General features: G+C 74.1%; 26 protein-coding genes. 17 read left to right on the top strand and 9 right to left on the bottom strand.

Annotation, left to right across the window (positions count from 1 at the left end):
• Nucleotides 1–69: 69 nt before the first annotated feature.
• The 5 genes from Dfulv_RS25770 to Dfulv_RS25750 all read left to right on the top strand — a co-directional run bounded on the left by Dfulv_RS25770 (nt 70) and on the right by Dfulv_RS25750 (nt 3,625).
• The gene (locus Dfulv_RS25770; RefSeq protein WP_259855842.1) at nt 70–669 is read left to right on the top strand and encodes a 2-oxoacid:acceptor oxidoreductase family protein; all 600 of its coding nucleotides are present in this window, start codon (nt 70–72) and stop codon (nt 667–669) included.
• Nucleotides 666–1,727, top strand: a complete 1,062-nt coding sequence (locus tag Dfulv_RS25765) for a hypothetical protein (protein ID WP_259855840.1) — start codon at nt 666–668, stop codon at nt 1,725–1,727. The genes Dfulv_RS25770 and Dfulv_RS25765 overlap by 4 nt, the downstream gene beginning before the upstream one ends.
• A complete protein-coding gene (locus tag Dfulv_RS25760) occupies nt 1,724–2,494 on the top strand; it encodes a thiamine pyrophosphate-dependent enzyme (RefSeq protein ID WP_259855838.1) in 771 nt (256 codons plus the stop codon). Before Dfulv_RS25765 ends, Dfulv_RS25760 begins: the two co-directional genes overlap by 4 nt.
• Nucleotides 2,495–2,576: 82 nt before the next feature.
• Nucleotides 2,577–3,287, top strand: a complete 711-nt coding sequence (locus tag Dfulv_RS25755; protein ID WP_259855836.1) for a GntR family transcriptional regulator — start codon at nt 2,577–2,579, stop codon at nt 3,285–3,287.
• A 110-nt stretch (nt 3,288–3,397) separates the two neighbouring features.
• Complete coding sequence (locus Dfulv_RS25750) at nt 3,398–3,625, top strand: 4Fe-4S dicluster domain-containing protein (protein WP_259855834.1); 228 nt, start codon at nt 3,398–3,400, stop codon at nt 3,623–3,625.
• Nucleotides 3,626–3,653: 28 nt separating this feature from the next.
• Here Dfulv_RS25750 and Dfulv_RS25745 read toward each other — a convergent pair whose 3' ends face one another.
• On the bottom strand, nt 3,654–4,427 hold the full coding sequence (locus tag Dfulv_RS25745) for an alpha/beta hydrolase (protein ID WP_259855832.1): 774 nt from the start codon (nt 4,425–4,427) through the stop codon (nt 3,654–3,656).
• 174 nt (nt 4,428–4,601) lie between these two features.
• On the opposite strand from Dfulv_RS25745, the gene Dfulv_RS25740 reads away from it, so the two are divergent.
• Nucleotides 4,602–5,477 carry an alpha/beta fold hydrolase gene (locus tag Dfulv_RS25740; protein ID WP_259855830.1) on the top strand — a complete coding sequence of 292 codons (876 nt, stop codon included), beginning with the start codon at nt 4,602–4,604 and terminating at the stop codon, nt 5,475–5,477.
• 12 nt (nt 5,478–5,489) lie between these two features.
• Here the strand turns inward: Dfulv_RS25740 and Dfulv_RS25735 are convergent, their stop codons facing one another.
• From Dfulv_RS25735 to Dfulv_RS25725, 3 genes are read right to left on the bottom strand one after another with little or no spacing between them, the layout of a single operon-like run.
• Nucleotides 5,490–6,644, bottom strand: coding sequence for a trans-sulfuration enzyme family protein (locus tag Dfulv_RS25735; RefSeq protein ID WP_259855828.1), 1,155 nt, complete (start codon nt 6,642–6,644; stop codon nt 5,490–5,492).
• A 49-nt stretch (nt 6,645–6,693) separates the two neighbouring features.
• A complete protein-coding gene (locus Dfulv_RS25730; RefSeq protein WP_259855826.1) occupies nt 6,694–7,350 on the bottom strand; it encodes a response regulator in 657 nt (218 codons plus the stop codon).
• A gap of 53 nt (nt 7,351–7,403) precedes the next feature.
• The gene (locus tag Dfulv_RS25725) at nt 7,404–8,471 is read right to left on the bottom strand and encodes a sensor histidine kinase (RefSeq protein ID WP_259855825.1); all 1,068 of its coding nucleotides are present in this window, start codon (nt 8,469–8,471) and stop codon (nt 7,404–7,406) included.
• Between the two features lie 127 nt (nt 8,472–8,598).
• Here Dfulv_RS25725 and Dfulv_RS25720 point away from each other — a divergent pair, with 127 nt between their 5' ends.
• The 3 genes from Dfulv_RS25720 (at nt 8,599) to Dfulv_RS25710 (ending at nt 10,540) form a co-directional block, all read left to right on the top strand.
• On the top strand, nt 8,599–9,195 hold the full coding sequence (locus Dfulv_RS25720) for a class I SAM-dependent methyltransferase (protein ID WP_259855823.1): 597 nt from the start codon (nt 8,599–8,601) through the stop codon (nt 9,193–9,195).
• Between the two features lie 28 nt (nt 9,196–9,223).
• A complete protein-coding gene (locus tag Dfulv_RS25715; RefSeq protein WP_259855821.1) occupies nt 9,224–9,826 on the top strand; it encodes a C40 family peptidase in 603 nt (200 codons plus the stop codon).
• Between the two features lie 96 nt (nt 9,827–9,922).
• Nucleotides 9,923–10,540 (top strand): HAD family hydrolase, encoded by a 618-nt coding sequence (locus Dfulv_RS25710; RefSeq protein ID WP_259855820.1) that lies wholly within the window; start codon nt 9,923–9,925, stop codon nt 10,538–10,540.
• Here Dfulv_RS25710 and lysS read toward each other — a convergent pair.
• Together lysS and Dfulv_RS25700 are read right to left on the bottom strand one after the other, a co-directional pair.
• Nucleotides 10,520–12,196: a lysine--tRNA ligase gene (lysS, locus tag Dfulv_RS25705; RefSeq protein WP_259855819.1), complete on the bottom strand. Its 1,677-nt coding sequence runs from the start codon at nt 12,194–12,196 to the stop codon at nt 10,520–10,522. The genes Dfulv_RS25710 and lysS overlap by 21 nt on opposite strands.
• A gap of 30 nt (nt 12,197–12,226) precedes the next feature.
• Nucleotides 12,227–13,168 (bottom strand): hypothetical protein, encoded by a 942-nt coding sequence (locus tag Dfulv_RS25700; RefSeq protein ID WP_259855816.1) that lies wholly within the window; start codon nt 13,166–13,168, stop codon nt 12,227–12,229.
• A 324-nt stretch (nt 13,169–13,492) separates the two neighbouring features.
• Between Dfulv_RS25700 and Dfulv_RS48610 the strand changes: the two genes are divergently transcribed.
• Entirely contained in the window at nt 13,493–14,842 is a 1,350-nt protein-coding gene (locus Dfulv_RS48610; RefSeq protein ID WP_319805691.1) for a chitosanase, read from the top strand.
• 4 nt (nt 14,843–14,846) lie between these two features.
• Here Dfulv_RS48610 and Dfulv_RS25685 read toward each other — a convergent pair whose 3' ends face one another.
• Together Dfulv_RS25685 and Dfulv_RS25680 are read right to left on the bottom strand one after the other, a co-directional pair.
• Nucleotides 14,847–17,072 carry a putative bifunctional diguanylate cyclase/phosphodiesterase gene (locus tag Dfulv_RS25685; protein WP_259855815.1) on the bottom strand — a complete coding sequence of 742 codons (2,226 nt, stop codon included), beginning with the start codon at nt 17,070–17,072 and terminating at the stop codon, nt 14,847–14,849.
• Nucleotides 17,073–17,199: 127 nt separating this feature from the next.
• On the bottom strand, nt 17,200–17,694 hold the full coding sequence (locus Dfulv_RS25680; RefSeq protein ID WP_259855814.1) for a quercetin 2,3-dioxygenase: 495 nt from the start codon (nt 17,692–17,694) through the stop codon (nt 17,200–17,202).
• 61 nt (nt 17,695–17,755) lie between these two features.
• Here Dfulv_RS25680 and Dfulv_RS25675 point away from each other — a divergent pair, with 61 nt between their 5' ends.
• Complete coding sequence (locus Dfulv_RS25675) at nt 17,756–18,400, top strand: TetR/AcrR family transcriptional regulator (RefSeq protein ID WP_259855813.1); 645 nt, start codon at nt 17,756–17,758, stop codon at nt 18,398–18,400.
• Between the two features lie 12 nt (nt 18,401–18,412).
• On the opposite strand, the gene Dfulv_RS25670 is transcribed toward Dfulv_RS25675, so the two are convergent.
• Nucleotides 18,413–18,943, bottom strand: coding sequence for a CHAT domain-containing protein (locus Dfulv_RS25670; protein WP_259868101.1), 531 nt, complete (start codon nt 18,941–18,943; stop codon nt 18,413–18,415).
• 5 nt (nt 18,944–18,948) lie between these two features.
• On the opposite strand from Dfulv_RS25670, the gene Dfulv_RS25665 reads away from it, so the two are divergent.
• The 6 genes from Dfulv_RS25665 (at nt 18,949) to Dfulv_RS25640 (ending at nt 24,592) form a co-directional block, all read left to right on the top strand.
• Nucleotides 18,949–19,152 carry a hypothetical protein gene (locus Dfulv_RS25665; protein WP_259855812.1) on the top strand — a complete coding sequence of 68 codons (204 nt, stop codon included), beginning with the start codon at nt 18,949–18,951 and terminating at the stop codon, nt 19,150–19,152.
• Nucleotides 19,153–19,337: 185 nt separating this feature from the next.
• A complete protein-coding gene (locus Dfulv_RS25660) occupies nt 19,338–20,348 on the top strand; it encodes a LacI family DNA-binding transcriptional regulator (protein WP_259855810.1) in 1,011 nt (336 codons plus the stop codon).
• Nucleotides 20,349–20,592: 244 nt separating this feature from the next.
• Nucleotides 20,593–20,889, top strand: a complete 297-nt coding sequence (locus tag Dfulv_RS25655; RefSeq protein ID WP_259855808.1) for a hypothetical protein — start codon at nt 20,593–20,595, stop codon at nt 20,887–20,889.
• Complete coding sequence (locus Dfulv_RS25650; RefSeq protein WP_259855807.1) at nt 20,886–22,484, top strand: amidase; 1,599 nt, start codon at nt 20,886–20,888, stop codon at nt 22,482–22,484. Before Dfulv_RS25655 ends, Dfulv_RS25650 begins: the two co-directional genes overlap by 4 nt.
• Nucleotides 22,485–22,548: 64 nt before the next feature.
• Complete coding sequence (locus Dfulv_RS25645) at nt 22,549–23,640, top strand: sulfite oxidase (protein ID WP_259855806.1); 1,092 nt, start codon at nt 22,549–22,551, stop codon at nt 23,638–23,640.
• 121 nt (nt 23,641–23,761) lie between these two features.
• A complete protein-coding gene (locus tag Dfulv_RS25640; RefSeq protein WP_259855805.1) occupies nt 23,762–24,592 on the top strand; it encodes an alpha/beta hydrolase in 831 nt (276 codons plus the stop codon).
• The last annotated feature ends 37 nt before the right edge of the window (nt 24,593–24,629 follow it).

Here is a 24,629-nt window from a genome sequence, read left to right as displayed (position 1 = left end):
CTCGGTTGCTCTCTTGACGGTGGAATCAGATTTTGTATTCAATATCTAAACCACGTCAAGGGAGGCCGCATGGAGGACGAGCCCACCGTGCGGGACACCCGCCCGGACAGCGGGTCCGCCGAACGGGAGCTGATGGTCACCGGGATCGGCGGGCAGGGCATCCAGCTGCTCGCCAAGACCCTGGCGCTCGCCGCCACCAGGGAGGGCCGATACGCGATGCTCGCCGCGGACTACGGCGGCGAGATGCGCGGCGGGCCGTCCAAGGCCGCCGTCGTCGTCGGGGACCAGCCGCTGCGGGCCCTGCCGATCCTGCCGTCCGCCGGATCCGCGATCTTCGCCCACCACAGGTTTGCCGAGCACGTCGAGGAGCGGCTCCGGCCCGGGGCCCTCGTCGTGGTCAACGTGCCCCTCGTCGACCCCGGCGCGTTCCGCGACGACCTGCGGATCGTCACCGTCGACGCCAGGCGCGTCGCGAAGGAGGCCGAGGCGCCGAACGCCGCCGGGTTCGTCCTGCTGGGCGCCTACAACGCCGTCACGCGGACCGTCGCGCCGCAGTCGCTGGAGGACGCGATGACCGAGCTGCTCCCGCCGTACCGCCGCCAGCACGCCGAGGCGAACGTCCGCGCCCTGCGGGCCGGCGCCGCCGCCCTCACGGAGGCCGCCCGATGACGCTCGAACTGCTCGAGGGCGGCGCCGCCATCGCCGAGGCCGCGATCGCCGCCGGCTGCCGGTTCTTCGCCGGTTATCCGATGTCGCCGTTCACCGGCCTCCTGGAGGAGATGTCCCGGCGCATGCCGGCCGCCGGCGGGGTGTGCCTCAACGCGGAGAGCGAGATCGAGGGCGTCAACATGACGCTCGGCGCCGCCGCGGCCGGGACCCGCGCCGCGACCGGCTCGTGCGGCCAGGGCATCGCCCTGATGCAGGAGGCGATCGCCGAGGCCGCGCTCAACGAGACGCCGTTCGTCGTGTTCAACCTGGCCCGCAACCAGCAGGACTACTTCCAGGCCACCCGCGGCGGCGGCTGGGGCGACTACCGCACCATCACGCTCGCGCCGAAGGACGTGCCGGAGGCGGTCGAGCACACCCAGCTGCTGTTCCACCTCGCCGACAAGCACCGGGCACCCGTGATGCTGTACGGTGACCCGCTCCTCGCGCAGACCCGCGTCGGCGTCGACATCCACCCGATCGACCACGGCGAGCTGCCGCCGAAGGACTGGGCCCTGGACGGGACCGGCGGCGGCACCGGCCGCAGCAGGCAGGTGTGGACCTGGGCGATGGGCAAGGCCACCGACCCGGGCCCCGGCCCCGACGGCCACTGGCGGGCGATCGCCGAGAAGTTCGACCGGATCGCCGGCCTTGAGGCCCGCCACGAGCAGTCCGACGTGGCGGACGCCGAGACGGTGGTCGTCGCGTTCGGCTCCGCGGCGAAGTTCGTCGAGCACGTCGTCGGCGAGCTGCGCGCCGAGGGGCACCGCATCGGCTGGTTCCGGCCGGTGACGCTGTGGCCGTTCCCCGGCGACGCCCTGGAGGAGGCCACCCGCACCGCGAAGCGGGTCCTGGTCTTCGAGCTCAACGCCGGGCAGATGCTCGACGACGTGCGCATGCACGCCGCCGACCGGCGGACCGTGCGGTTCATCGGCGGGGTCAGCATCGCCGAGTCCGGCCTGTCGTACGGCCCGCTGCTCGACGCGCCCGTGATCCGCCGACGAATCCTGGAGGCGACGTGACCATCGACACCAGCCAGCCGCCGCTGCGCGACGCCCGGCAGGTCGCCGACTTCCGGCCCAACCTCATCCTCGGCGAGCACTCGCTGTGCCCCGGCTGCGGTGAGCCCGTCGCCCTGCGGATCCTGCTGGAGGTGCTGCAGGAGCTCGACATCGTGCAGCGGACCATCGGCGTCGTCGGCCACGGCTGCTACGGCAGCTTCGTGCGCATCATGGACGTCGACGTCCTCCAGTGCCTGCACGGCCGCGCGCCGGCCTGCGCCACCGGCATCAAACGCGTGCGCCCGGGCGTCGCGGTGTTCACGCTCCAGGGCGACGGCGACATGGCCAACGAGGGCCTCCAGGAGGTGCTGCACGCGGCCGCCCGCGGCGAGAACATCACCTGCGTGATGCTCAACAACGGCGTCTTCGGCGACACCGGCGGCCAGCAGACCGCGACGACGGTCCTCGGCCAGCGCACGAAGACCAGCATCGAGGGTCGCGACCCGGCCGCGCACGGCTACCCGATCCCGGTCGCCGACCTCGTGGCGGGGCTGCAGGGCGTCGGATACGTGGCCCGCGGCGCCGTGTCGAACGCGGCATCGGTACTGCAGGCGAAGCGCATGATCCGCAAGGCGTTCGAGACACAGCTGGCCGGCGGCGGGTTCAGCCTGGTGGAGATCCTCACCATGTGCCCGACCGGCTGGTTCGTGCCGACCGCCGAGGGCCCCTCCTACCAGCACGGCACGATGGAGGCGACCTATCCGCTCGGCGAGCTGGTGACACCGTGACCGGTTCCGGAGCGAAGCGGAGGAGGGCGGTCACCATGGGCTCAGTCTGGAAGGCATGCGGCCGGAGCGAAGCGGAGGACGCATGACGCTCGAACGCGCCAACACCAGCGAGGCGGTCGCCGCCCACATCCTCCAGCAGCTGTTCACCGGCCGGCTGCGCAGCGGCCAGCGGCTCGACCTCGACGAGATCGCCGCCGAGCTCGGGGTCAGCCGGGTCCCGGTCCGTGAGGGCCTGATCCAGCTGGAGCGCGACGGGCTGGTCGAGCGCGCCCACTACCGCCGCGCGTTCGTCGCCGAGTTCGACGACTCGACCGTGCGCGAGGCCTTCGAGTTGTACGGGATGCTGAGCGCCCTCACCAACCGCCGCGTCGCCGCCCGCCGGGATCCCGCCGTGGCCGAGGCCCTCGGCAAGCTCGACGAGGCCCTCGCGGGCTGCGACGACCCCGGCGAGTTCGAGGCCCTGGCGCGCGAGTTCCGCCGCGTGGTCAACGTCGCCGGGGCCGGCAACCACCTGCGGGCGCTGCTGCGCACGTTCAGCGGTCTCGTGCCGGCCGCCGCCCGCTTCTCCATCGACGACGCCCTGCCCGACGAGCGGGCCGCGCTGCACGCCGAGTACGTCGCCCTGCGCGACGGCGACGTCGCGGCGGCCGGTGCCGCGGCCCTGGCGCACCTGCGCCTGACGGCCGACAACGCGGTCCGGGCCCTGCGCCGCAGGGGCGTCTTCCCGCCGTCCGGCACGCGGACCCCCGAGTGGACGGACGTCGCACGCGTGCTGGAAGGAGACGGCGCATGACCGATCCGGAGCGAAGCGGAGGGGCCGGTCATCATGAGCGCAGCCTGGAGGTCAGGCGGCCGGAGCGGAGCGGAGGACACATGACCGGTCCGGAGCGAAGCGGAGGACGCATGAGCCGCGGCACCCGGGGAACGCTCGTCATCGACGTCGAGCTGTGCAAGGGCTGCGAGCTGTGCATCGCCGCCTGCCCGCCCGACGTCCTGTCGATGTCGGCGGCGGTCAACGAGCAGGGCTACCGCTACCCGGAGCTGCACGACGGCTGCACCGGCTGCACCGCCTGCCAGCTCGTCTGCCCCGACTTCGTCTTCTCGGTCTACCGCTACACGAAGGCCACCTGAGCGTCGCTGCGCTTCCGCGCGCCGGCCCTCAGGCCGGGGCGTGGGCCTTCAGGAACGCGTCGACCGCCGCGGCCGCCTCCTGCGCGCCCGCGGCCGCGATCGTCACGAACGCGGTCCCGTGCAGGCGGCCCGGGACGATCGCCAGCTTGCGCTTGTCGCCCGGGGTGGCGTCGTACATCGCCTGGGCGTCGGCCGGGAAGCCGCTGTCGCCGGCCGCCGCGACGTACAGCACCGGCGCCGTCAGCCGCGGCACCGCCTCCAGGGCGTTCTCCCCGGCGTACTTCGGCGCGGGGGAGAGGCCCACGACCGCGGTCGGCGGCGGCGTCAGCCCGGCGGCGGCGACCAGCACGGCCGTGCCGCCGCGCGACGCGCCGATGAGCACCACGCCGGTCGCGCCCTGCGCGCGGGCGAACGCGGCCGCCGCGGCGACGTCGCCGGACGCCTTCGAGTCCGGGCCGCGCCGGGAGCGGCCCTCGCCGTTGAAGTCGAACGCGAGGACCCGGTAGCCGGCGGCCGCCTGCTGTTTGGCCCATGACAGCCACGAGCAGGAGTCGGCGGCGGCCTGCGCCGCGAGCACCAGCGCGGTCCGACCGGTGCCGAGCACGTACCCGGTGAGGTACACCCCGTTCGTGTCGGCGAACGTCACCTGCTTGTCGTTGAGCTCCGGATCGACGCACCGGCGGTCGGTCGGGCTGGGCGCCGCGGCCGCGGTGGGTGCGGCGGACGCCTCCGGTGCGGGCGCGGGGTCACCGGCACACCCGGCCAGGAGGAGCAGGCTGAAGACCACTGCAAGGCTACGCATACAGACGGGGACCGTCGACGCATCGGCATGGTTGCGTCACGAATCGGGATCCGCCCGGCGGCCGGCGCCGGCAACCTGCCTTTCGCGCCGCGACCACCCGCGGATGGCGACAGTCCGGGTGACCGGTCCGGCCACCCGGAGACACCCCGGGCGGTCGCGGCGCACCATGCGGGCATGGCCTATCCCACGCACCACCGGTTCGCCGACGTCGGCGGGCACCGGTTGTTCTACCGCGAGGCCGGCCCGCGGGCGGCCCCGGCGGTGGTCCTGCTGCACGGCTTCCCCGCCAGCTCGTTCATGTTCCGCCGGCTGATCCCCGCGCTGTCCGACCGGTACCACGTCATCGCCCCCGACTACCTCGGGTTCGGCCTGTCGGACGCGCCGGCGGACTTCAGGTACACCTTCGACGCCCTCGCCGGGCTGACGGCCGGCCTGCTCGACCTGCTCGAGGTCGACCGGTACGCCGTCTACGTCCAGGACTACGGCGCGCCCGTCGGCTGGCGGCTGGCGCTGCTGCCCGAGCACCCGGTGACCGCGATCGTCACCCAGAACGGCAACGGCTACCTGGCCGGGTTCAACGCCGACTTCTGGGGGCCGATCTGGGCGTACGCCGCCGACCCGAACCCGCGGACCGAGGCGCCCGTCCGCGCGGCGCTGGAGCTCGACGCGGTGCGGTGGCAGTACCTGCACGGCGTGCCCGACCCGAGTGTCGTCGCGCCCGACACCTGGCTGCACGACCACGCGCTGCTCCAGCGCCCCGGCAACGACGCGATCCAGCTCGCCCTGTTCCGCGACTACGTCACGAACCTCCAGGTGTACCCGCTGCTGCACGACTACCTGCGGGACCGCCGCCCGCCGCTGCTGGCGGTGTGGGGCCGCAACGACAAGATCTTCGACCCGGCGGGCGCGCTGGCGTTCCGCGACGACGTCCCGGACGCGGAGATCCACCTCCGGGACGGCGGCCACTTCCTGCTGGAGAGCGACTTCGACACGGTGGCGACGTACAGCCGGGAGTTCCTCGGCGAGATCCTCGCGTCGCACCGCCGCTGAGCCGCTCCGGCGTCAGAGCGCGGACAGGGACTGGTCCAGGTCGGCGATGACGTCCTCCGGCTCCTCCAGGCCCACCGACAGCCGCAGCAGGGCCGGGTCGACGCCCGACGCGGCGAGTTCCTCGGGGTTCTGGTGGGCGAAGACGAGTGACGCCGGGTGGGTGATGAGTGTTTCGGTGCCGCCGAGGCTCACCGCGTTGCGGGCCAGCTTCGTCGAGCCCAGGACCCGGGCCGCCGCCTCCGCCGACCCGACCGTGAAGCTCAGCATCCCACCGAACCCGGCCATCTGGCGCTTTGCCAGGTCGTGCTGCGGGTGCGTCTCGAGCCCGGGATAGTGTACCGCGCCGACCGCCGGGTGGCCGGCCAGGAACCGGGCGACCGCGAGGCCCGACGTGTTGTGCCGCGCCATCCGCAGCGGGAACGTGCGCAGGCCCCGGGCCAGCAGCCACGCCTCGAACGGGTGGCACACCGGGCCGAGGACCCGCGCGGTCTCCCAGGCGCGGGCGACCAGGTCCGCCGATCCGGTGACGACGCCGGCCGTGACGTCGCTGTGGCCGTTGAGGTACTTCGTCGCCGACTGCACCACCAGGTCGACGCCGAAGTCGACGGGGCGGGTGTTGTACGGCGTGGCGAACGTGTTGTCGGCGACGAGGACCGCGTGCGGCGCGGCGGCGCGCACCGCGGCGAGGTCGGTCAGCGCCATGGCCGGGTTACTCGGCGTCTCCACGTAGACGACGCCCGTCGAGGGGCTGACGGCGTCGGCGAGCGACTCCTGCGGTACCAGCAGCACGTCCACGCCGAACGAGGGCAGCACGGTCTGCAGCAGCGTCAGCGCCGCGGTGTAGTGGCTGGTCTGGGCCACCACCTCGGCACCGGCCCGCACGTTGGACAGCAGCGCCGCGCTGATCGCGGCCATCCCGCTGCCCACGAGGAGGGCGGCCTCGGCGCCGTCCAGGTCGGCGAGCATCACCTCGGCCTCCCGGGCGTTCGGCGAGCCGTACCGGGTGTAGTAGCCGGTCGGCGCCACGGCCGCGGCGATCTCGGCGGCGACTGGGGAGCGGGGCAGCTCGTAGGTGCTGGTCTGGAAGATCGGCGAGACGACGGGCGTGCCGCCGGGTTGCGCGGGGACGGACGGGTGCAGCAGCCTGGTCATGCTGGGGCGTTCCATCGGGCCAGTATCCGCGCAGGCCACGGGCCTGGCGACGGCCAACGGGGGATCAGTGGCCCGGCCGGGCCAGGCCGCTCTCGTAGGCGAACACGACCGCGCCGACGCGGTCGCGCAGCCGCAGCTTCGTGAGGATGCGGCCGACGTGGGTCTTCACGGTGGTCTCGCCGAGGAACAGCCGGCCGGCGATCTCCGTGTTGCTCAGCCCGCGCGCCATCAGCCCGAGCACCTCCCGCTCCCGCTCGGTCAACACCGCGGCACGGTCGTCCGGCTCGGGCGGGGCGCTGCCGACCACGTACCGCTCCAGCAGGCGGCGGGTCACCGACGGGGACACCATCGCGTCGCCGCGCAGCACACCTCGTACCGCCACAAGGATCTCCTCGGCGGGTGCGTCCTTCACGACGAACCCGGCGGCCCCGGCACGGAGGGCGGCGTAGGCGTACTCGTCGAGGTCGAACGTCGTCACCATGAGCACCCGCGTCTCCGGCACGGTGGCGGTGATGCGCGCGGCCGCCGCCACCCCGTCGAGGCCCGGCATCCGCACGTCGAGCAGGACCACGTCGGGGCGCAGCTCGCCGGCCAGCTCGACCGCCGCCAGACCGTCGGCCGCCTCGCCGACGACGGTCAGGTCGGGCTGGCTGTCGACCACCATGCGCAGCCCGACCCGCATCAGTTCCTGGTCGTCACAGACAACTACGCGCGCGGTCACGGCACCATGATGTCCCGCCGACCCTGAGAGCCCGCTGTGCCGGGAAAGCCGGCTCAGGCCAGGCCGCGAGCCGGTCCGCGTCGTACAGCCCCGGGTGCCGGAAGGTCGTCATCCCGGCAACCTGCACGCGCGCCGCCGACCGGCAGCGTCGCCGCCACCCGGTACCCGCCGTCGGGCGTGGGCGCCGCGTCGACGGTGCCGCCGAACGCGGCGACCCGGGCGCGGATGCCCGCCAGGCCGTGCCCGCCGGACGGCAGGCGGGGCAGGCGGCCGGCGCCGCGGCTGTTGCGGACCTCGACGCGGACCTCGGCGGCGGCGTCCGCGCCGGCGTGCTTCATGACGTTGGTCAGCGCCTCCTGCACGATGCGCTGGACCTCGTGCGGCGCGGACCCGGCCGGGGCACCGCCGGGCTCGGCGGCGGCCGCGTCGTGCAGGACGTCGAGGAGGCGGCGCAGCTCGTCCAGGGCCGCCCGGCCGGTGCTGCTCACCAGGTCGAGCGTCCGGTCGACGACCGCCGGGTCGGTCCGCCGGGCCAGCCGGGCGCCCTCGGCGTGCAGCACCATCGCGCCGACGTTGTGGGCGAGCACGTCGTGCACCTCGCGGGCGATCCGGGCGCGCTCCCGCGCGGCGGCGGCCCGGGCCCACGCCTGCCGCTCCGCCGCCACATACGCCCGCCGGGCCAGCACGGCCTCGGCCAGCAGCCACGCCGCGGCGACGGACAGGCAGAAGCCCACCGCGCCCCACAGGGCATCCACCCCTGCGTACCACCGCAGCGCCCACGCGACGAAGAACCCGCTCCCCGCCAGGGCGACCAGCGCGGCGGCGCGCCGCCGGCGGCGCATCACCAGCGTCGCGGCCATGATCTCCACGGCCAGGTGCGCGAGCGGCAGGTGCTCCCGCCAGACCTCCCCGGCCAGGCCCGCCCAGGCGGCGCACACCACCACGACGGCCGCCGTCCCGGGGTACCGCCGCCGGAACAGCACCGCCGAGAGCAGCACCGCGAGGAGCGACAGCTGCACCCAGCGCGGCCGCCCGTCGGGCAGCGCCAGCGCGGACGTCCCGCCGAGCACGGCGACGAGCAGCGGATCGAGCACCCACCGGGGCCGGAGCACCCAGAGCATGAGTTCACCGTAGCGGCGCCCGGCGCCCCGGACCGACCGTTCCACAGCAGGGACTCAGCCTGTGGGAGGACCCGGTCGGCCGTGCGGGCGGACGCCCGACGACGCGTGCCGTTCATAGCGTCCGCCCATGTCGATCTTCTGGGAGTTCCTGCGCCGTCCGCGCATGACCGGCGCCGTCGCCGCCAGCTCGCCCGCCCTGGCCCGTGTGCTCACCGACGGGCTGCGCCTGGAGGGCGCCCGCACCGTCGTCGAGCTGGGCCCGGGGGCCGGGGCGGTCACCGGCACCATCCTGCGCCGCATGCCGGCCGGCGCCCGGCTCATCGCCGTCGAGCGCAACGGGCACCTCGCCGAGCGGCTGGCCCGCCGGTACCGCGGCCGGCCCGTCGAGGTGATCCACGCCTCGGCCGACCGCCTCGCCGACCTGGTGCCGGCCCCGGTCGACGCGGTCGTCTCGGGCCTGCCGTGGACGGTCATGCCGCCGCCGGTGCGCCGCCGGATCCTCGACGCGGTCGGCGCCGTGCTGGCCGAGGACGGCGGGTTCACCACGTTCGCCTACGTCCATGCCGCGTGGACGCCGCCGGGCCGGCGGTTCGCGGACGACCTCGCCGTGCGGTTCCGCAGCGTCGAGCGGACCCGGGTGGTCTGGGCGAACCTGCCGCCCGCCTTCGTCCACCGTGCGATCGGTGTGCGGGTTACCTCGCGGATTCGCCCGATTGGCGACTGACGCGAATTTTGTTCGTTATGTTGGCATGATGAGCTGTCGATGGCTGACCGTGCCCCTCGCCGTGGTGTTCGCTGTGGTACCGGCCGTGCCCGCCGCGGCCGCGGACCCGCCCGCCGGCGACCCGCAGCCGGTGGTGGTGCAGCCCGGCGACACGCTGTGGAGCCTCGCGCGCCGCAACGGCACCACGGTCGCCGAGCTGCAGCGCCTGAACAACCTCGGCACGTCGACCCTCATCCGGATCGGCCAGACGCTGGTCCTGTCCGAGGCGACGCGGGCGCGGAAGGTGGCCCTGGCGATCGCGTACGCCGAGGCGCAGGTCGGCAAGCCCTACCGGTTCGCGACGGCCGGCCCGGAGACGTTCGACTGCTCGGGCCTGGTGATGCGGGCCTGGGAGGCCGCGGGGGTGCGGCTGCCACGGGTCACGTACGACCAGATCAAGGTCGGCACGCGGGTCACCCGCGAGCAGCTCCGGCCCGGCGACCTCGTGTTCACCAACAACGGCGGCCACGTGGTGCTCTACGTCGGCGACGGCGAGATCATCAACGCCGGGCACACCGGGGTGACGGTGCGCCGCCAGCCGCTGATGCGCGACGAGCAGGTCGTCGCGTACGTCCACCTGGCGGACGTCTAGGGGTCCGGCACCCGCGTGCGGACGGCGAAGGCGCGCAGCGAAATATGCTCGTGCTTCGAGTTTCATCGGTGCCCGGTTCGCGGAGGCGGAGGAGTCATGAAGCGGTTCGCTGCGGTGCTGCTCGACATGGACGGCACGCTGGTCGACTCCGACAGGGCGGTCGAGCGGGCGTGGATCGGCTGGGCGGGGGAGTTCGGCGTCGCGGTCGAGGACATCATGCCGCGCATGCACGGCGCCCCGGCACAGCACACGATCCGCGCGCTGCGGCCCGACCTCGACGACGCGGGCGTGGCGGCCGCGGCGCAGCGGCAGCTCGACCTGCAGTACGACGACGTGGACGACGTCGTACCGACGCCGGGTGCCGCCCGGCTCCTGCAGGCGCTGAAGGAACTGGAGCTGCCCTGGGCCGTCGTGACCAGCGCCGACCGGCGGCTGGCCCGGGCCCGGCTCGGCGCGGCGGGCATCGACCCGCCGGTGCTGGTCACCTACGAGCAGACGCCCCGCGGCAAGCCGTTTCCGGACCCGTTCCTCGCGGCGGCCGCCCTGCTGGGTGTCGACCCGGCGGCCTGCCTCGTGGTGGAGGACTCCCGGCCGGGCATCGACGCCGGCCACGCCGCCGGCGCGACGGTCGCCGCGCTGCGCGGCCTCGACGCCGACCTGCGCATCCGTGACCTCGACGAGCTGGCGACCCGGCTACTGGCCGGCGCCGGCTGATCCCGCGCCGAGCAGCGTGCGCACCCGGCCGGCGCCGACGGCGAGCAGCAGGGTCGGCAGGCGCGGCCCCGACTCCCGGCCGACCAGCAGGCGGTAGAGCAGGCTGAAGAAGGCTCGCTGCGCGGCCTTGAGCTCCGGGGTGGGCTTCGTGTCGAGGGGCAGGCCCAGCCGGAGCTTCGGCACGCCGTAGACGAGCGTCGTGAGGCCCTCGAGCGACCAGTGCTCCTCGAGGCCGGCGGCGAGGAGCCGCAGCGCGTCGCGCTCGGCCGCCGGCAGCGACGCGAGCAGCTCGGCGTCGGGTGCGGTCCGGACGTGGGTGCGCTGGTCCGGCGGGACCTGCTCGGTGACCCAGTGCAGCGCGCGGTCCAGCCGCGGGCGGACCTCGTCGAGGGACGTGACCGGGGCGGACGGGTCGGCCTCGGCGAGGATCCGCAGCATCTGGACCGGGTCGCCGACCGTGATGTCGGCGACGGAGGCCAGCATGCGGTACGGCAGCGGGCGCGGCGTCGCCGGCAGCGGCCCGTCGGCGGTGCCGACCGCCCGGTGGTACGCGGCGGCGTCGGCCGGTGCCGCCGAACCGCCGGCGACCCGGCGGCCCAGCGTGTCCCACTCGTCGTAGAGCCGCTGGATCTCGTCGTCGAACGCGATCTTGAACGACTGGTTGGGCCGCCGCCGGCTGTAGAGCCACCGCAGCAGCGGCGGCTCCATGATCCGCAGCGCGTCGGCCGGGGTCGGCACGCCACCGCGCGAGCTGCTCATCTTCGCCATGCCGGCGATGCCGACGAACGCGTACATCGGGCCGATCGGCGGCCATCCGCCGAACACCTCGGTGACGAGCTGGCCGCCGACCACGAAGGAGGAGCCGGGCGACGTGTGGTCCACGCCCGACGGCTCGAACTGCACGCCCTCGAACGCCCAGCGCATCGGCCAGTCCACCTTCCAGACCAGCTTGCCGCCGCGGTGCTCGGACAGCAGGACCGTCTCGCGGTGCCCGCAGGCGCAGGTGTAGGCCAGCGCGGTGGTGGTGTCGTCGTAGGCGGTGACGGTGGTCGTGTCGCGCCCGCACACCGAGCAGTACGGCCGGTAGGGGTAGTAGCCCGCCGCGCCCTCGCCGTCGTCGCCGGCCTCTTCGGGCGTGAGCTTCGTGCGGTACTTCGCGAGCACCCCGTCGATGTGTGCGCGCTCGCGCATCGCCAGGAGGATCCGGTCCGTGTACGCGCCGCCGGTGTACATCCGCGTCTGGCTGATCCCGCGATACCGCACGCCGAGCTGCGCCAGCGACGCCGCCATCGCCGCCTTGAAGTGCTCCGCCCAGTTGGGGTGGGCGCTCCCGCGCGGCGCCGGCACAGCGGTGAGCGGGCGGCCGACGTGCTCGGCCCACGACTCGTCGACGCCTTCAACGCCGGCCGGCACCTTGCGGAACCGGTCGTAGTCGTCCCACGACAGCAGGTGCACGCAGTCGTGGCCCCGGCGCCGGATCTCGTCGGCGACCAGGTGCGGGGTCATGACCTCACGCAGGTTCCCCAGGTGGATCGGGCCCGACGGGCTCAGCCCCGACGCGCACACGATCGGCCGGCCGGGCGCCCGTTCCCGGGCGGCGGCGATCACCTCGTCGGCGAAGCGCGCGACCCAGTCGTCCTCGATACTCCGCGTCACCCGTCCATTGTCCCGGTCGGCGGAACCGATTTACGACACCGGCCGCAGCCAGGGGCTCAGCGCGAGGTTGTCGAGGCCGGCGGGGCGCAGCTTCTCGAGCAGCGCCGGGGTGAGCACGACCAGCTCGACGGTGATCTCGTTGTCGCCGCCCACCGTGTAGATGCCGTTGGCGGGGTCCCGCATCAGCGGGTCGAGCACCGCGTCGGCCTGCGCCCGCAGCCGGCGCTGGTCGGCGATGCTGGACCTGCCGGGGCTGGACACGACGCACAGGTTGCCGCGGAAGAGCTCGCGCAGCTCCCGGTCGACGGCGCCGGCGTCCCCGGCGACGATCTCGACGATCATCACCCGGGTCGGCTGCGGGCCGTCGGTCGCTCCGGTCGGGGCGCCGCCGGGATAGCCGACCCGCGGCTCGCGGAACCATTCCGGGTGCTCGTTGTGGATGTACTCGTACAGGCGGTTGCCGTCGGCGTCGGCGTCGCCGGCCGTCCAGCCGCCCCGCGGCGCCGGGCACGGCACGCGCCAGTCGAACTCCAGCGGCTCGGCGCGTGGCGCCGCCTGCTCGGTGACGGTCAGCGTGCCGTCCCGCCAGGTGCCGCGCAGCAGGGCGCTGCCGACCCGGGATCCGTGGTCCTGCCGCGGGTCGGTGAGCGCCCCGGGGTCGACGCCGACGACGTCGACCCCGAGCGAGCACGTGGGTGCGGTGTCGCGGAGCATCAGGTCGGTCGGCGCGGGCGCGCAGAACCGGGCCGGCTTGCCGGGCGTCAGGATCACCTGTCCGGACGCCTCGACCCGGGCACCGTCGCGGACGACGAGCGCGGCCGGGTCGACCGCCCGGCCGGTGGCCGACGCCTCGGCGACCGGCGACGGCCCCGCATCGGCCGGCGGCCGGTGCAGCACCGCCACGACGACTCCGACGGCGGCCAGGGTCCCGGCCCCGGCCGCGAGCACACCGATCCAGCTGCTTCGCACCATGCCGGTCCGACGCGGCCGGGGCGGCGGCGGTTCCGTCGCTCGGCGTTTCGTCGTTGCGGGCGCGGGAGAACGGGTCGCGGCGTCCCGCGCAGCGCCCGGCACACCTCGATTCCGTTGATCCCGGGCATGCTCACGTTCAGGATCGTGGTCCGATCCGAGCATAAGCATATAAAACACCTAAACTATGGTGAATTCGGGCATAAGGCGCGCATTCGGCAACCATAACGCGAACTTAGGTCTGGTTAAGGAGCCTTGACATCGACACGGCCGAATTCGAAGATCTGTCAGGCAAGTTGCCTGACAGTCTCGGTTTGGAGGCGCCTCGTGAACCACCCACTCAGGCTGGCCGGCCTGGGCGCCGCGACCCTGCTCGTCGCCGGCTCGGTGACGACGTTCCTGGTCACCCGCGGTGCGGACGCCGCGGCGGAGACCCTGCTGTCGCAGGGCAGGCCGGCGACCTCGTCGTCGGTCGAGACGGCGTCGCTCGGCGCCGCGCAGGCGTTCGACGGCAACACCGGCACCCGCTGGGCGAGCGCCGAAGGCTCCGACCCCCAGTGGATCCAGGTCGACCTCGGTGCCACCCGCGCCGTCACGCACGTGAACCTCAGCTGGGAGGCCGCCTACGGCACGGCCTACCAGCTCCAGACGTCGCACGACGGCACCACCTGGACCACGATCTCCAGCACCACCACCGGCAACGGCGCCACCGACGACCTGACCGGCCTCACCGGGTCGGGCCGTTACGTGCGCCTGCTCGGGACCGCGCGCGGCACGCAGTGGGGCTACTCGCTGTGGGAGTTCAAGGTGTACGGGACGAGCACCGGCCCGTCGCCGTCACCGACCTCGTCGTCGAGCCCGTCCGCAGGTCCGTCAGGGGGCCCGTCAGCGTCGCAGAGCCCGTCCCGCGGCCCCGGCACCGGTCCGGCGACGAGCCCGAGCCCGACGAAGAGCCCCACCGCCGGGAAGGACCTCACCGACCCGCGCAAGAAGGACATCGCCATGCAGCTGGTGTCCTCGGCGGAGAACTCGTCGCTGGACTGGAAGGCACAGTACAAGTACATCGAGGACATCGGTGACGGCCGCGGCTACACCGCCGGCATCATCGGCTTCTGCTCCGGCACCGGCGACATGCTGGAACTCGTCGAGCGCTACACGCAGCGGGTGCCCGGCAACGTCCTGGCGAAATACCTGCCCGCCCTGCGCGGCGTCAACGGCACCGCCTCACACGCCGGCCTGGATCCGAACTTCACCCGCGACTGGCGGACCGCCGCCGCGGATCCGCAGTTCACCAGGGCACAGGACGACGAGCGCGACCGGGTGTACTTCAACCCGTCCGTCCAGCAGGCCAAGGCCGACGGGCTGCGGGCGCTCGGCCAGTTCATCTACTACGACGCGATCGTCATGCACGGCCCCGGCAACAGCGCGGTCAGCTTCGGCGGCATCCGCCGGGCCGCGACGGCGAAGGCGAAGCCGCCGTCGCAGGGCGGCGACGAGGCGACGTACCTGCACGCCTTCCTCGACGCCCGGGTGGCGGCGATGAAGACCGAGGAGGCGCACAGCGACACCAGCCGCGTCGACACCGCCCAGCGGGTGTTCCTGAACAACCGCAACTTCGACCTCGACCCGCCGCTGACCTGGAAGGTCTACGGCGACCCGTACACCATCCCGGCCTAGCGGCTCAGACCCGGGCGCCGCCGAGGATCGACGAGATCTCCGAGGCGGCGCCCGGCTTGGCGAACAGGTACCCCTGGCCGTACTCACAGCCCAGGTCCTGCAGCGTCGACCACTGCTCGGCGGTCTCGATGCCCTCCGCCACCGTCTGCAGCTGCAGCGCCCGGCCGAGCTGGACCACGGCCTCGGCGAGGGTCGCGTCGCCGTCGACCGTGTCGATGTCGTCCACGAACGAGCGGTCGATCTTCAGGATGTCGACCGGGAAGCGCTTGAGGTACGACAGCGACGAGTATCCGGTGCCGAAGTCGTCGATGGCGAGCCGGACACCGAGCGCCTTGAGCCGGCCGAGGGTGTCGATGGTCGACTCGGTGTCCTGCATCAGCAGCGACTCGGTGATCTCCAGGACGATCTGGTGCGGGTCCACGCCGGTCTCCCGCAGGATCCCGGCGACCTCCTCGACGAGGCCCTCGTGCTGGAACTGCCGCGCCGACAGGTTGACGTTGACCCGGATGCCGGACGCCGTGTCGAACTCGGTGCGCCAGGCGGCCAGCTGCTCGCACGCCTGGCGCAGCACCCACCGGCCGAGCGGCACGATGAGGCCCGTCGACTCGGCCAGCGGGATGAACGCGCCCGGCCCGAGCATCCCGCGCACCGGGTGCTCCCAGCGCACCAGCGCCTCGACGCCGATGAGCCGGCTGGTCGGCAGGTCCACGATCGGCTGGTAGTGGACGACGAACTCCTCGAGGGCCAGGGCCCGCTCCAGCTCCGCGCGCTCCTCCGCCTCCCGCAGGATGTCGGCGTACATGGCGGGGTCGAACAGCGCGTACCGGTCGCGCCCGTCGCCCTTCGCGGCGTACATCGCCAGGTCGGCGTTGCGCAGCAGCTCGCCCGGGTCCGGCCCGTCGTCGCCGTCGCCGGCCTTCGCGGTGGCCACGCCGATGCTCGCCGAGGTGACGACCTCGCGGTTGCCCAGCCGCAACGGCCGGCGGATCGCGGTGAGCAGCCGCTCGGCGAGGTCCATCGCCTCGAGCTCGTCGACGTCCTCGACGAGGACCGCGAACTCGTCGCCGCCGAGCCGCGCGAGCGTGTCCGACGCGCGCAGCTGCTGGTGCAGCCGCAGCGCCGTGGTCGCGATGAGCTGGTCGCCGGCGTTGTGCCCGAGGCTGTCGTTGACGAGCTTGAAGTCGTCGAGGTCGACCAGCAGGAGGGTGACCCGCCCACCGCCGCGCCGGTTGCGGGCGATGGCGTGCTCGAGCCGGTCGCGGAACAGCGCCCGGTTCGGCATGCCGGTGAGCGAGTCGGCGAACGCCTGCCGGGTCAGCTCCTCCTCGAGCTCCTTGCGTGCGGTGATGTCGCGGATGCTCAGCACGGCCGCCCCCAGCGACGGGTCGTGCTGGAGGTTGGTGCCGGTGACCTCGGCGTGCATCCACCTGCCGTCGCCGCGGCGGACGCGGGACTCGGCCCGCTCGGTCACACCGGGCGGGGCGGCGCAGACCGCCGCCCACCACTCCATGAGGGTCGGCAGGTAGTCGGGGTGGGTGATGTCGGCCAGCACGTCGCCGGTGATGTAGTCCGGGTCGTACCCGAGGACGGTGCGGACCGACGGGCTCACGTACGTGACCCCGCCGGTGGGCATGACCGCGATGACGGCGTCGGACGAGTTCTCCAGCAGGGCCTCCACCTTGCGCTCGGCCAGGCGCCGGGCCGCGTCCAGGCGGCGGCGGTCGCCCGCGGTGCGGACGCCGAACCAGGTGACCCCGATCATGAGCGCGGCCGTGAGCGCCGCGAGGGTGGTGTCGACCGGATGATCGCGGCTGGTGGCCAGCCAGAGGTATCCGGCGAGCGAGACCGCGCCGATGCCGGCGGCGGCCCGGCCGGAGGCCACGGCGGCGGTCGAGGCGAGCACGAGCGTGACCCCGGCCGGGTAGATCGCCAGGGCGGCCGTGTCGTAGGCGGCGAACCCCAGCAGCAGCACGACGTTGGTCAGCCACCAGGCGATGAACAGCTGGTTGGTCCACGACCGGAAGATGATCCGGCGCCAGGGCAGCGCGGCGAGCGCGCCCTGGACGACCGCGGCGGCGACCAGGAGCCAGACGAGCCACGGGTCGCCGTGCCAGTCGTACCAGACCCGGAGCGCGCCGATGAGGATCACACCGACGCCGATCCCGGTGGCCAGCCTGACCTGGCGGGCGCGGTAATCACCCTCGTGCCGTTCCAGCGCCATCTCCGACATGGCCCGATGATCGGTGCGGCCCCGCCCGTCCTGAGCGGAACCGCACCGCACCGGGGGTGCCGCTGCGGTGCAGGTGGGGTCCCTGGCGGTCAGACCTTTCCCGCCGGTGGCCCGTGCCGGTGGCCCGTCAGAGGGGGAGCTCCGACGGGGGTGGGCCGAGCAGTTCGACGGCGTGGCGGGCGGCGATCTCCGCGAGGGCCGCCGGATCGACAGGGCCCGGGTCGGGCAGGCGGCGCTCCGGGGCCGGGGCGCCCACCTCGGCGGCGAAGCGCTCGAAGCCCGCCGGGGTGGTGAGCTGGAGCGTGCGCAGCGGCGCACCGGCGTCGACCAGGAACGTGTGCGGAATGCCCGACGGCAGGAGCACGAAGTCGCCCGGGCCGGCCTCGAAGGTGTCGTCGCCGCACCGGAAGCGCGCCGAGCCGGACAGCACGTAGAACATCTCGTCCTCGTCGAGGTGCTTGTGCACCGGCGGCGCGAAGCCCGCCGGGTTGACGAACTCCACCACGGTGAGCCGGCCGCCGGTCTGCTCGGCGGCCGCCTTGACGGTCACCAGGCTGCCCAGGAACCACAGGGCCTCGCCGTCGCCGTCCCGGCGGACATACGCCTTTGTCGTCGTCTCCATGACCGCTCCCCGGATTGAACATACCGACGTCTACTGAATACTTCGCTAGTATGGCGGACCGATGGACGAAGTCAAGGGAAAGCGCCAGTACCGTTCCGCGGTCCGTGAGGAGGGCGCGCGGCGCACCCGGCGTGCCGTCGTCGAGGCCGCCGCCGAGCTGTTCGTCGCGAAGGGCTACGCCGCGACGTCCCTCGCCGACGTCGCCGCAGCCGCGGGCGTGGCCCGGCCGACGGTGTTCGCGGCGTTCGGCTCGAAGCCCGCGCTGCTGCGCCAGGTGCTCGACCAGGCGCTCGCCGGCGACGACGAGCCGGTCCCGGTCGCACAGCGGCCCTGGTTCGCCCCCATCTGGCAGGCGGCGACGGCGGGAGAGCTGCTCGGCGCGTACGCCGACGTGTGCCTCATCATCGCCCGGCGGGCCGCGCGGCTGTTCGAGACCGCGCGCCGTGCGGCCGACGACGCCGACGACATCGCCGAGCTGTGGCGGACGCTCTGCGCCAACCGCAGGGCGGGCGCCACGATGGTCGTGCGGCGGGCCGCCGAGCTGACCCCGCTGCCCGACGAGCAGCGGTCGGTCGACCTCGTGTGGCTGCTCAACGACCCGGCGCACTACGCCGCGCTCGTGCTCGACAGCGGCTGGCCCGAGGAGCGCTACCGGGACTGGCTCGCCGCCGCCCTGCGCGAGGCGGTGCTGTCGGCGCCCGCCTGACGGCAGCCGCCGTCAGGCGAATCCGGCGCCGAAACAGGCGAAGCCCGCCGCCGCCACCCGGGCCGCCGGGTCGGCGCCCGCCAGGTCCCGCCGCGCCCGCGCGAGGGCCGCCGCGGGTCCCGCACCCGAGCGCAGGTGGCGGTACAGCCGCAGCATGAACGGGCGGGTCGCCGCGTCGGGGACCGGCACCACCGACGCGACCAGGCTCGTGGCACCCAGCCCCAGCAGGGCGGCGGTCAGGCCGAGCAGTTCGTCCCCGGGGTGCACCGCGGAAAGCCCCGACTCGCAGGCCGACAGCACCACCCGCCGGGGCGGCCGGGCGAGGCGCTCCAGGTCGTAGACGGTCAGCGGGCCGTCGACCAGCCGTAGCGCCGAGAAGAGCGGGTTGTCCGACCGGAACAGTCCGTGTGCCGCGACGTGCGCGAGGTCCGCGCCGTCGAGGGCGCCGAGCACCGCCTCCACGGTGGCCCGCCGGCCGGTGCGCCGCCGCGCCCCCGGGGACCGCCGCGCGAGGGCGGCGACCTCGGCGGTGGCGTGCGGCAGCCCCGGTGCCGGCCGACGCCGGATGGCGCCACGGGTGGACCGCCTGGAGCGGTACCTCGTTCGCCGCCGCCACCGTGACCGGGGTGCTCGCCAGGATGCTGCTGGCCGACCCCGACCTCCCGGCGGCCCGCGCGATCCCCGGCGCCGGGGGCCCGGGCATCGTCTGGGCCAGGGACAGCACCTGGCCGGGGGCCTGGGTCAGCCGCTGACGACGTTGCCGTCCCGGTCGACGGTCTTGGTGGCGGTCAACGCGACCGCCGTCAGGCGCGCGGTCTGCTTCGCTCGCATGGAGGTCACCGTACGCAATCCCGGCGCCGGCGGCCTATCGTGGCAGCGCTGACATCAACACCGGGGGTGGGCGATGCGTGTGACAGGCCATAACAGGGCCGCTGTCATGAACGACGTGGCGAGGCTCGCCGGCGTTTCCCATCAGACCGTCTCCCGGGTCCTCAACAACCACCCCAGCGTGAGCCCCGCGACCCGCGCCAGGGTCCTGGAGGCCGTCCGCCAGCTCAACTACCGGCCCAACGCGATGGCCCGCGGCCTCGCCGGCCGGCGGTCCCGGGTCGTCGGCGTCGTCAGCTTCGACACGATCCTGTACGGGCCCGCCTCGACCCTCCTCGGCATCGAGCGCGCGGCCCGCGCCGCGGGCTACGGGGTCAGCATCGTGACCCTGGAGCAGGTCGACCACGCCGGGATGGTGTCGGCACTCAGCGCGCTGGCCGACCAGTCCGTCGCCGGGGTCGTGGTGATCGCGCCGCAGACCGCGGCGGCCGCGGCGCTGCACAACATGCCGATGGGCATGGCCGCCGTCGCCGTGGAGTCCGACACCGGCGGCGAGATCCCGGCGATCTCGGTCGATCAGGTGACGGGTGCCCGGCTCGCGGTGCGGCACCTGCTGGAGCTCGGCCACCGCAAGGTGTGGCACCTGTCCGGCCCGCGCGACTGGCTGGAGACCCACGGCCGCATCGAGGGCTGGCGCACCACGCTCGAGGAGGCGGGCCTGGCCGCGCCGAAGCTGATGACCGGTGACTGGAGCGCCCGGTCCGGCTACGCGGCGGGGCTGGAGCTGGCCGGCCGCGACGACGTGACGGCCGTGTTCGCCGGCAACGACCAGATGGCCCTCGGCATGATGCGCGCCTTCCACGAGCACGGCATCCGGGTCCCCGACGACGTCAGCATCGTCGGCTTCGACGACATCCCCGAGGCCGAGTTCCTCTCGCCGCCGCTGACCACGATCCGCCAGGACTTCGACGAGGTCGGCCGCCGCTGCATCGCCGCCCTGCTGCGGGTCGTCGAGGCCGACCTGCGGGAGGGCCCGGACCGCCCGGAGCCCGACCCGCGGGTGGCCCCGACGCTGGTCCACCGCCGCAGCACCGCACCGCCCCGCCCCGGCGCCGCCTGATCCTCGCTACGCCGCCCGGCTCGACCGGCGCCACTGTGTGCCACCGAGTGTCTCCGTCCGGCAACTTTTTCGACGGCCGAGACCTGACGCCAGACATGAGAACGCCAACACTCTCGAAATGCAGCCGCGATGACGGATGTAAACAAGATCGTTACGGCCGTGTCGCGGCGGGGAAACCGCCACCGGATGCGATCTTCACGCGGCGGCCCGTGCCGCCGCGTCCATCGCGTCGCGGAGTGTGCACATGACCGTTGGCCCATCATCCCTGTCCACTGACCAGCTCAACGCGTTCGTCGTCGCCCGGCTGGCCATCTCCGGTGTCGACATCAACCTCCTGCCCACCACGCCCGACCCGGTCACCGGCGCGCCGACCCAGGCGCAGGTCCTCGCCTCGCTGCGGTCGTTCGTGCTGAACAACCCGGCCGCTGTCAACGGCTGGCGGCCGGGCGACGGCGACCCCGCGCAGAGCCAGCAGCTCGCACCGCCCCTCGAGTACCCCTCCATCACCGAGGCCTGGACCGGACGGGTGGGTGGGCGATGAGCCGCGAACTGAACCGCCGGACGTTCCTCGCCCGGTCGGCGGCCGTCGCCGCCGGTACCGCCGCCGCCACCGCGCTGCCGGTGACCGCGGCGAGCGCGGCTCCCGCGTTCACGCAGGGCGGGAAGCGGCCCGTCGAGGTGCCCGACGTCGCCGTGCGGCCCGAGGCGCGCAAGGACCCCACCGAGGCGACGCTCGCCGAGGCCGTCACGCTCATGCGGCACCGCGCGCTGACCGCCGCCGCCCTCGTCGAGGCGCACCTGGACCGGATCGCCCGCTTCGACGGCACCTACCGGGCGTTCAACGCCACGACCGCGGACGCGGCCCGGGCCGCGGCGAAGGCCGCCGACCGGCGCCGGACCGGGCCGCTCGCCGGCATCCCGCTGTGCGTCAAGGACAACTACTTCACCGCCGGTGTGCCCACCACCGCGAACTCGTTCATCTTCGAGGGCTTCGTCCCGAAGTACGACGCGACGGCCGTCGCCCGGCTCAAGGCGGCCGGGGGCATCGTCGTCGGCAAGGGTCAGATGGGCCCGCTCGCGACGACCCGCGCCACCAGCCCCAACGGCACCGTGACCACCGTCAACGCGTGGACGCCGCAGGACCCGTCGGTCGACCCGGGCGGCTCGTCGACCGGTCCCGCGACCGCGGTGGCCGGCCGGATGGCGTCCTCCTCCATCGGCACGCAGACCGGCGGCAGCATCGTCAACCCGTCGAACCAGCAGAACCTCACCGGGCTCAAGCCGACGATGGGGCGCACCTCCATCTACGGCGTCATCCCGCTGTCGTACACCCGCGACCACTCCGGCCCGCTCGCCCGCGACGCGCTCGACGCCGCCGTCATGCTGGCCGTGCTCGCCGGCCCGGACCCGAACGACCCGCGCACGCTGGGCCTGCCGGCGGTACCGGATCTCGTCACGGCGGCGCTGCCGGTGCGCAAGAAGGGCAAGGTCGTGCTGCGCCGCGCCACGACGATCGGGGTGCCGCCCGACTACCTGACCGGCGGCCAGGCCACGGTGCGCCGCGCGTTCCTGGACACGCTGGCGTCCGTCCCGGGCGCGAAGCTGGTCGACGTGACGTATCCGGCCGACTGGGGCCTGCTCACCGGGACCTTCAACAACATCCGGCTCAGCGAGCGGACCGAGCCCTTCCTGCCGTACCTGCAGCGGGACCCCAAGCTGTTCGGCGTCTCGCTGCTGAGCTGGCTGCAGGGCCTGTTCCTGTCCGGCGACGAGTGGCTGACCGGGCAGCGGGCCAAGCACCATCTGCTGCGCGAGGTCCTCGACGGGGTCCTGTCGAAGTGCGACGTGCTGCTGCAGACCGGCCCGGTCCCGTTCGACATCCTGGGCCTGCCGGAACTGGGCCTGCCGATCGGCTTCGCCGCGGCGGGCGCCAACCCGGCGGTGCCGGTCGGCACGATCCTGGGCGCCGGCCCGTACGAGGAGGACCGCCTGCTGGAGGTCGCCGCCGCCTACCAGGCGGTGACCGACTGGCACACCCGCCGCCCGGCGGACCCGGCCCCACCCGCGGCGGCCGCACGGTCGGCGGTGGTCCCGCTGCGCCTGACCCCCGAGGAGGCGGCCGCCACGAGCGCGTGACCAGCCGCGGGTGAGCCGCCGGTTCCCGCCCACGCCCCGCGCCGCCGCGCCATAGGCTGGCGGCGTGGGGTTGTGGGGCAAGCGGGACGACACCGTGGTGCACGAGGAGCGTCCGTTCAACGCGGAGCCCGTCCCGGACGCCCTCGACCGGCACGACGTCACGCCCGTCGACACCTTCTTCAGCCGCAACCACGCGGACATCCAGCAGCTCGACCCGGACGCCTTCCGGCTGGACGTGGACGGGCTCGTCGAGCGGCCGCTCCGGCTGTCGCTCGCCGGCCTCCGGGAGCGGTTCGCGGTCCGTACGGTCGTCGCGACCCTCCAGTGCGCGGGCAACCGGAGGGCCGAACTGGCCGCCGCGCGGGACATCCCGGGACAGGTGCCGTGGGGACCGTGCGCGGTCTCCACCGCCGAGTGGACCGGTGCCGCGCTCGCCGACGTGCTCGCCGCCGCCGGGCTGCGGCCGGAGGCCGGGCACGTCGCGTTCCTCGGCGCCGAGGCGTTCGGCGGGTCGATCCCCGTCGCCAAGGCCACCGCCCGGGAGGTCCTGCTCGCCTGGGGCATGAACGGCGCGCCGCTGCCGCCGGTCCACGGCGGGCCGCTGCGGGTCGTCGTCCCGGGCTACATCGGCGCCCGCAGCGTCAAGTGGCTCCGGCGGGTCACCGCGCAGGAGCGGCCGTCGGACAACCGGTTCCAGGCCCGGGACTACCGGCTGCTGCCCGCCGACGCGGACCCGGCCGAGGCCGCGCAGGGACACGGCCTCTCCCTCGGCGTCGCGGCGCTCAACGCCGCCGTCCTGTGCCCGCAGGAGGGCCGCACGCTGCCCGCCGGGCCGGTGCGGGTCAGCGGTTACGCCGCCGCCGGCGACGGCCGGGCGGTCGCCCGCGTGGACGTGTCCGTCGACGGCGGCCGGCACTGGCGGCAGGCGGACCTCGGCGAACCCGCCGGGCCCTGGGCCTGGCGGCGGTGGCGGCTGACCGTACGACTTCCGCCCGGGACGGCGGAGATCACCGCCCGTGCCTGGGACGACAGCGCCGCCGTGCAACCCGAGCGCGTCGAGCACGTCTGGAACCCGTCGGGCTACATGAACACGGCCTGGAGCACGGTCCGGGTCACCTGTGTCGAAAACGGCGACGGCCGTTCGTGTGGCGGATGACCGCGGGCCACCCTCGCCGGCCCCGAGGGCAACAAGTTCTACGTGGGGCGCAGCGTCGCCGAGTGCGCCGGCTGACGCCGGATGCTTGCGCGGTGCGGCCGCCGCACCGCACGATGCTGCCATGCAGCGCGACGAGTTCAGGCTGACCGGGGGTGGCGGCGCCACCATCGTCTACGACGTGTGGACCCCCGGCGGCGAGCCGGCCGGTGCCGTGGTCCTCTCCCACGGCATGGGGGAGCACGCCCGCCGGTACGACCACGTGGTGGCCCGCCTCGGCGAGCTCGGCCTGGTCGTCTACGCCCCCGACCACCGCGGCCACGGCCGCTCGTCGGGCAAGCGGCTCCTCGCCCGGCGGATCGCCGAGTACACCGCCGACCTCGACGTGCTCTTCGGCGAGGTGGCCCGCCGCCACCCCGGCCGGGCGCCGTTCCTCATCGGCCACAGCATGGGCGCGATGATCGCGCTCGCCTACGCGCTCGACCACCAGGACCGGCTGCGCGGGCTGGTCCTGTCCGGCACCCCGGTCCTGCCCGGCAAGGGCATCCCGAAGCCGGCGATCGCGGTGGCGAAGGTGCTGGGCCGGATCGCGCCGGGCGCGCCGGTGCAGTCGCTGCCCTCGCGGTACATCTCGAAGGACCCCGGCGTCGTGGCCCGCTACGACGCCGACCCGCTGGTGCACCACGGCAAGATCCCGGCCGGGCTCGGCGGCGCGATGCTCACCCAGATGGCGCTCTTCCAGCGCCGCCTGCCCGAGCTGACGCTGCCGGCGCTCGTGCTGCACGGCGCCGAGGACCGCCTCGTCGACGCCGAGAGCAGCCGCCTGATCGCCGCCCGGGCCGGATCGGCCGACCTGACCCTGCACGTGTACGAGGGCCTGCACCACGAGGTCTACAACGAGCCGGAGCAGGAGCAGGTCCTCGACGACCTCGTCGGCTGGCTCAAGGCCCATTAGGGAACATTGCGGGTATGTGCGGGCGTTGGAAGCTCCC

Origin of the sequence: Dactylosporangium fulvum, from assembly GCF_025137375.1 — a bacterium.
GTDB lineage: Bacteria > Actinomycetota > Actinomycetes > Mycobacteriales > Micromonosporaceae > Dactylosporangium > Dactylosporangium fulvum.
The sequence above is the reverse complement of the archived record's forward strand: the minus strand, read 5'-3'. Positions and strand labels throughout refer to the sequence as shown.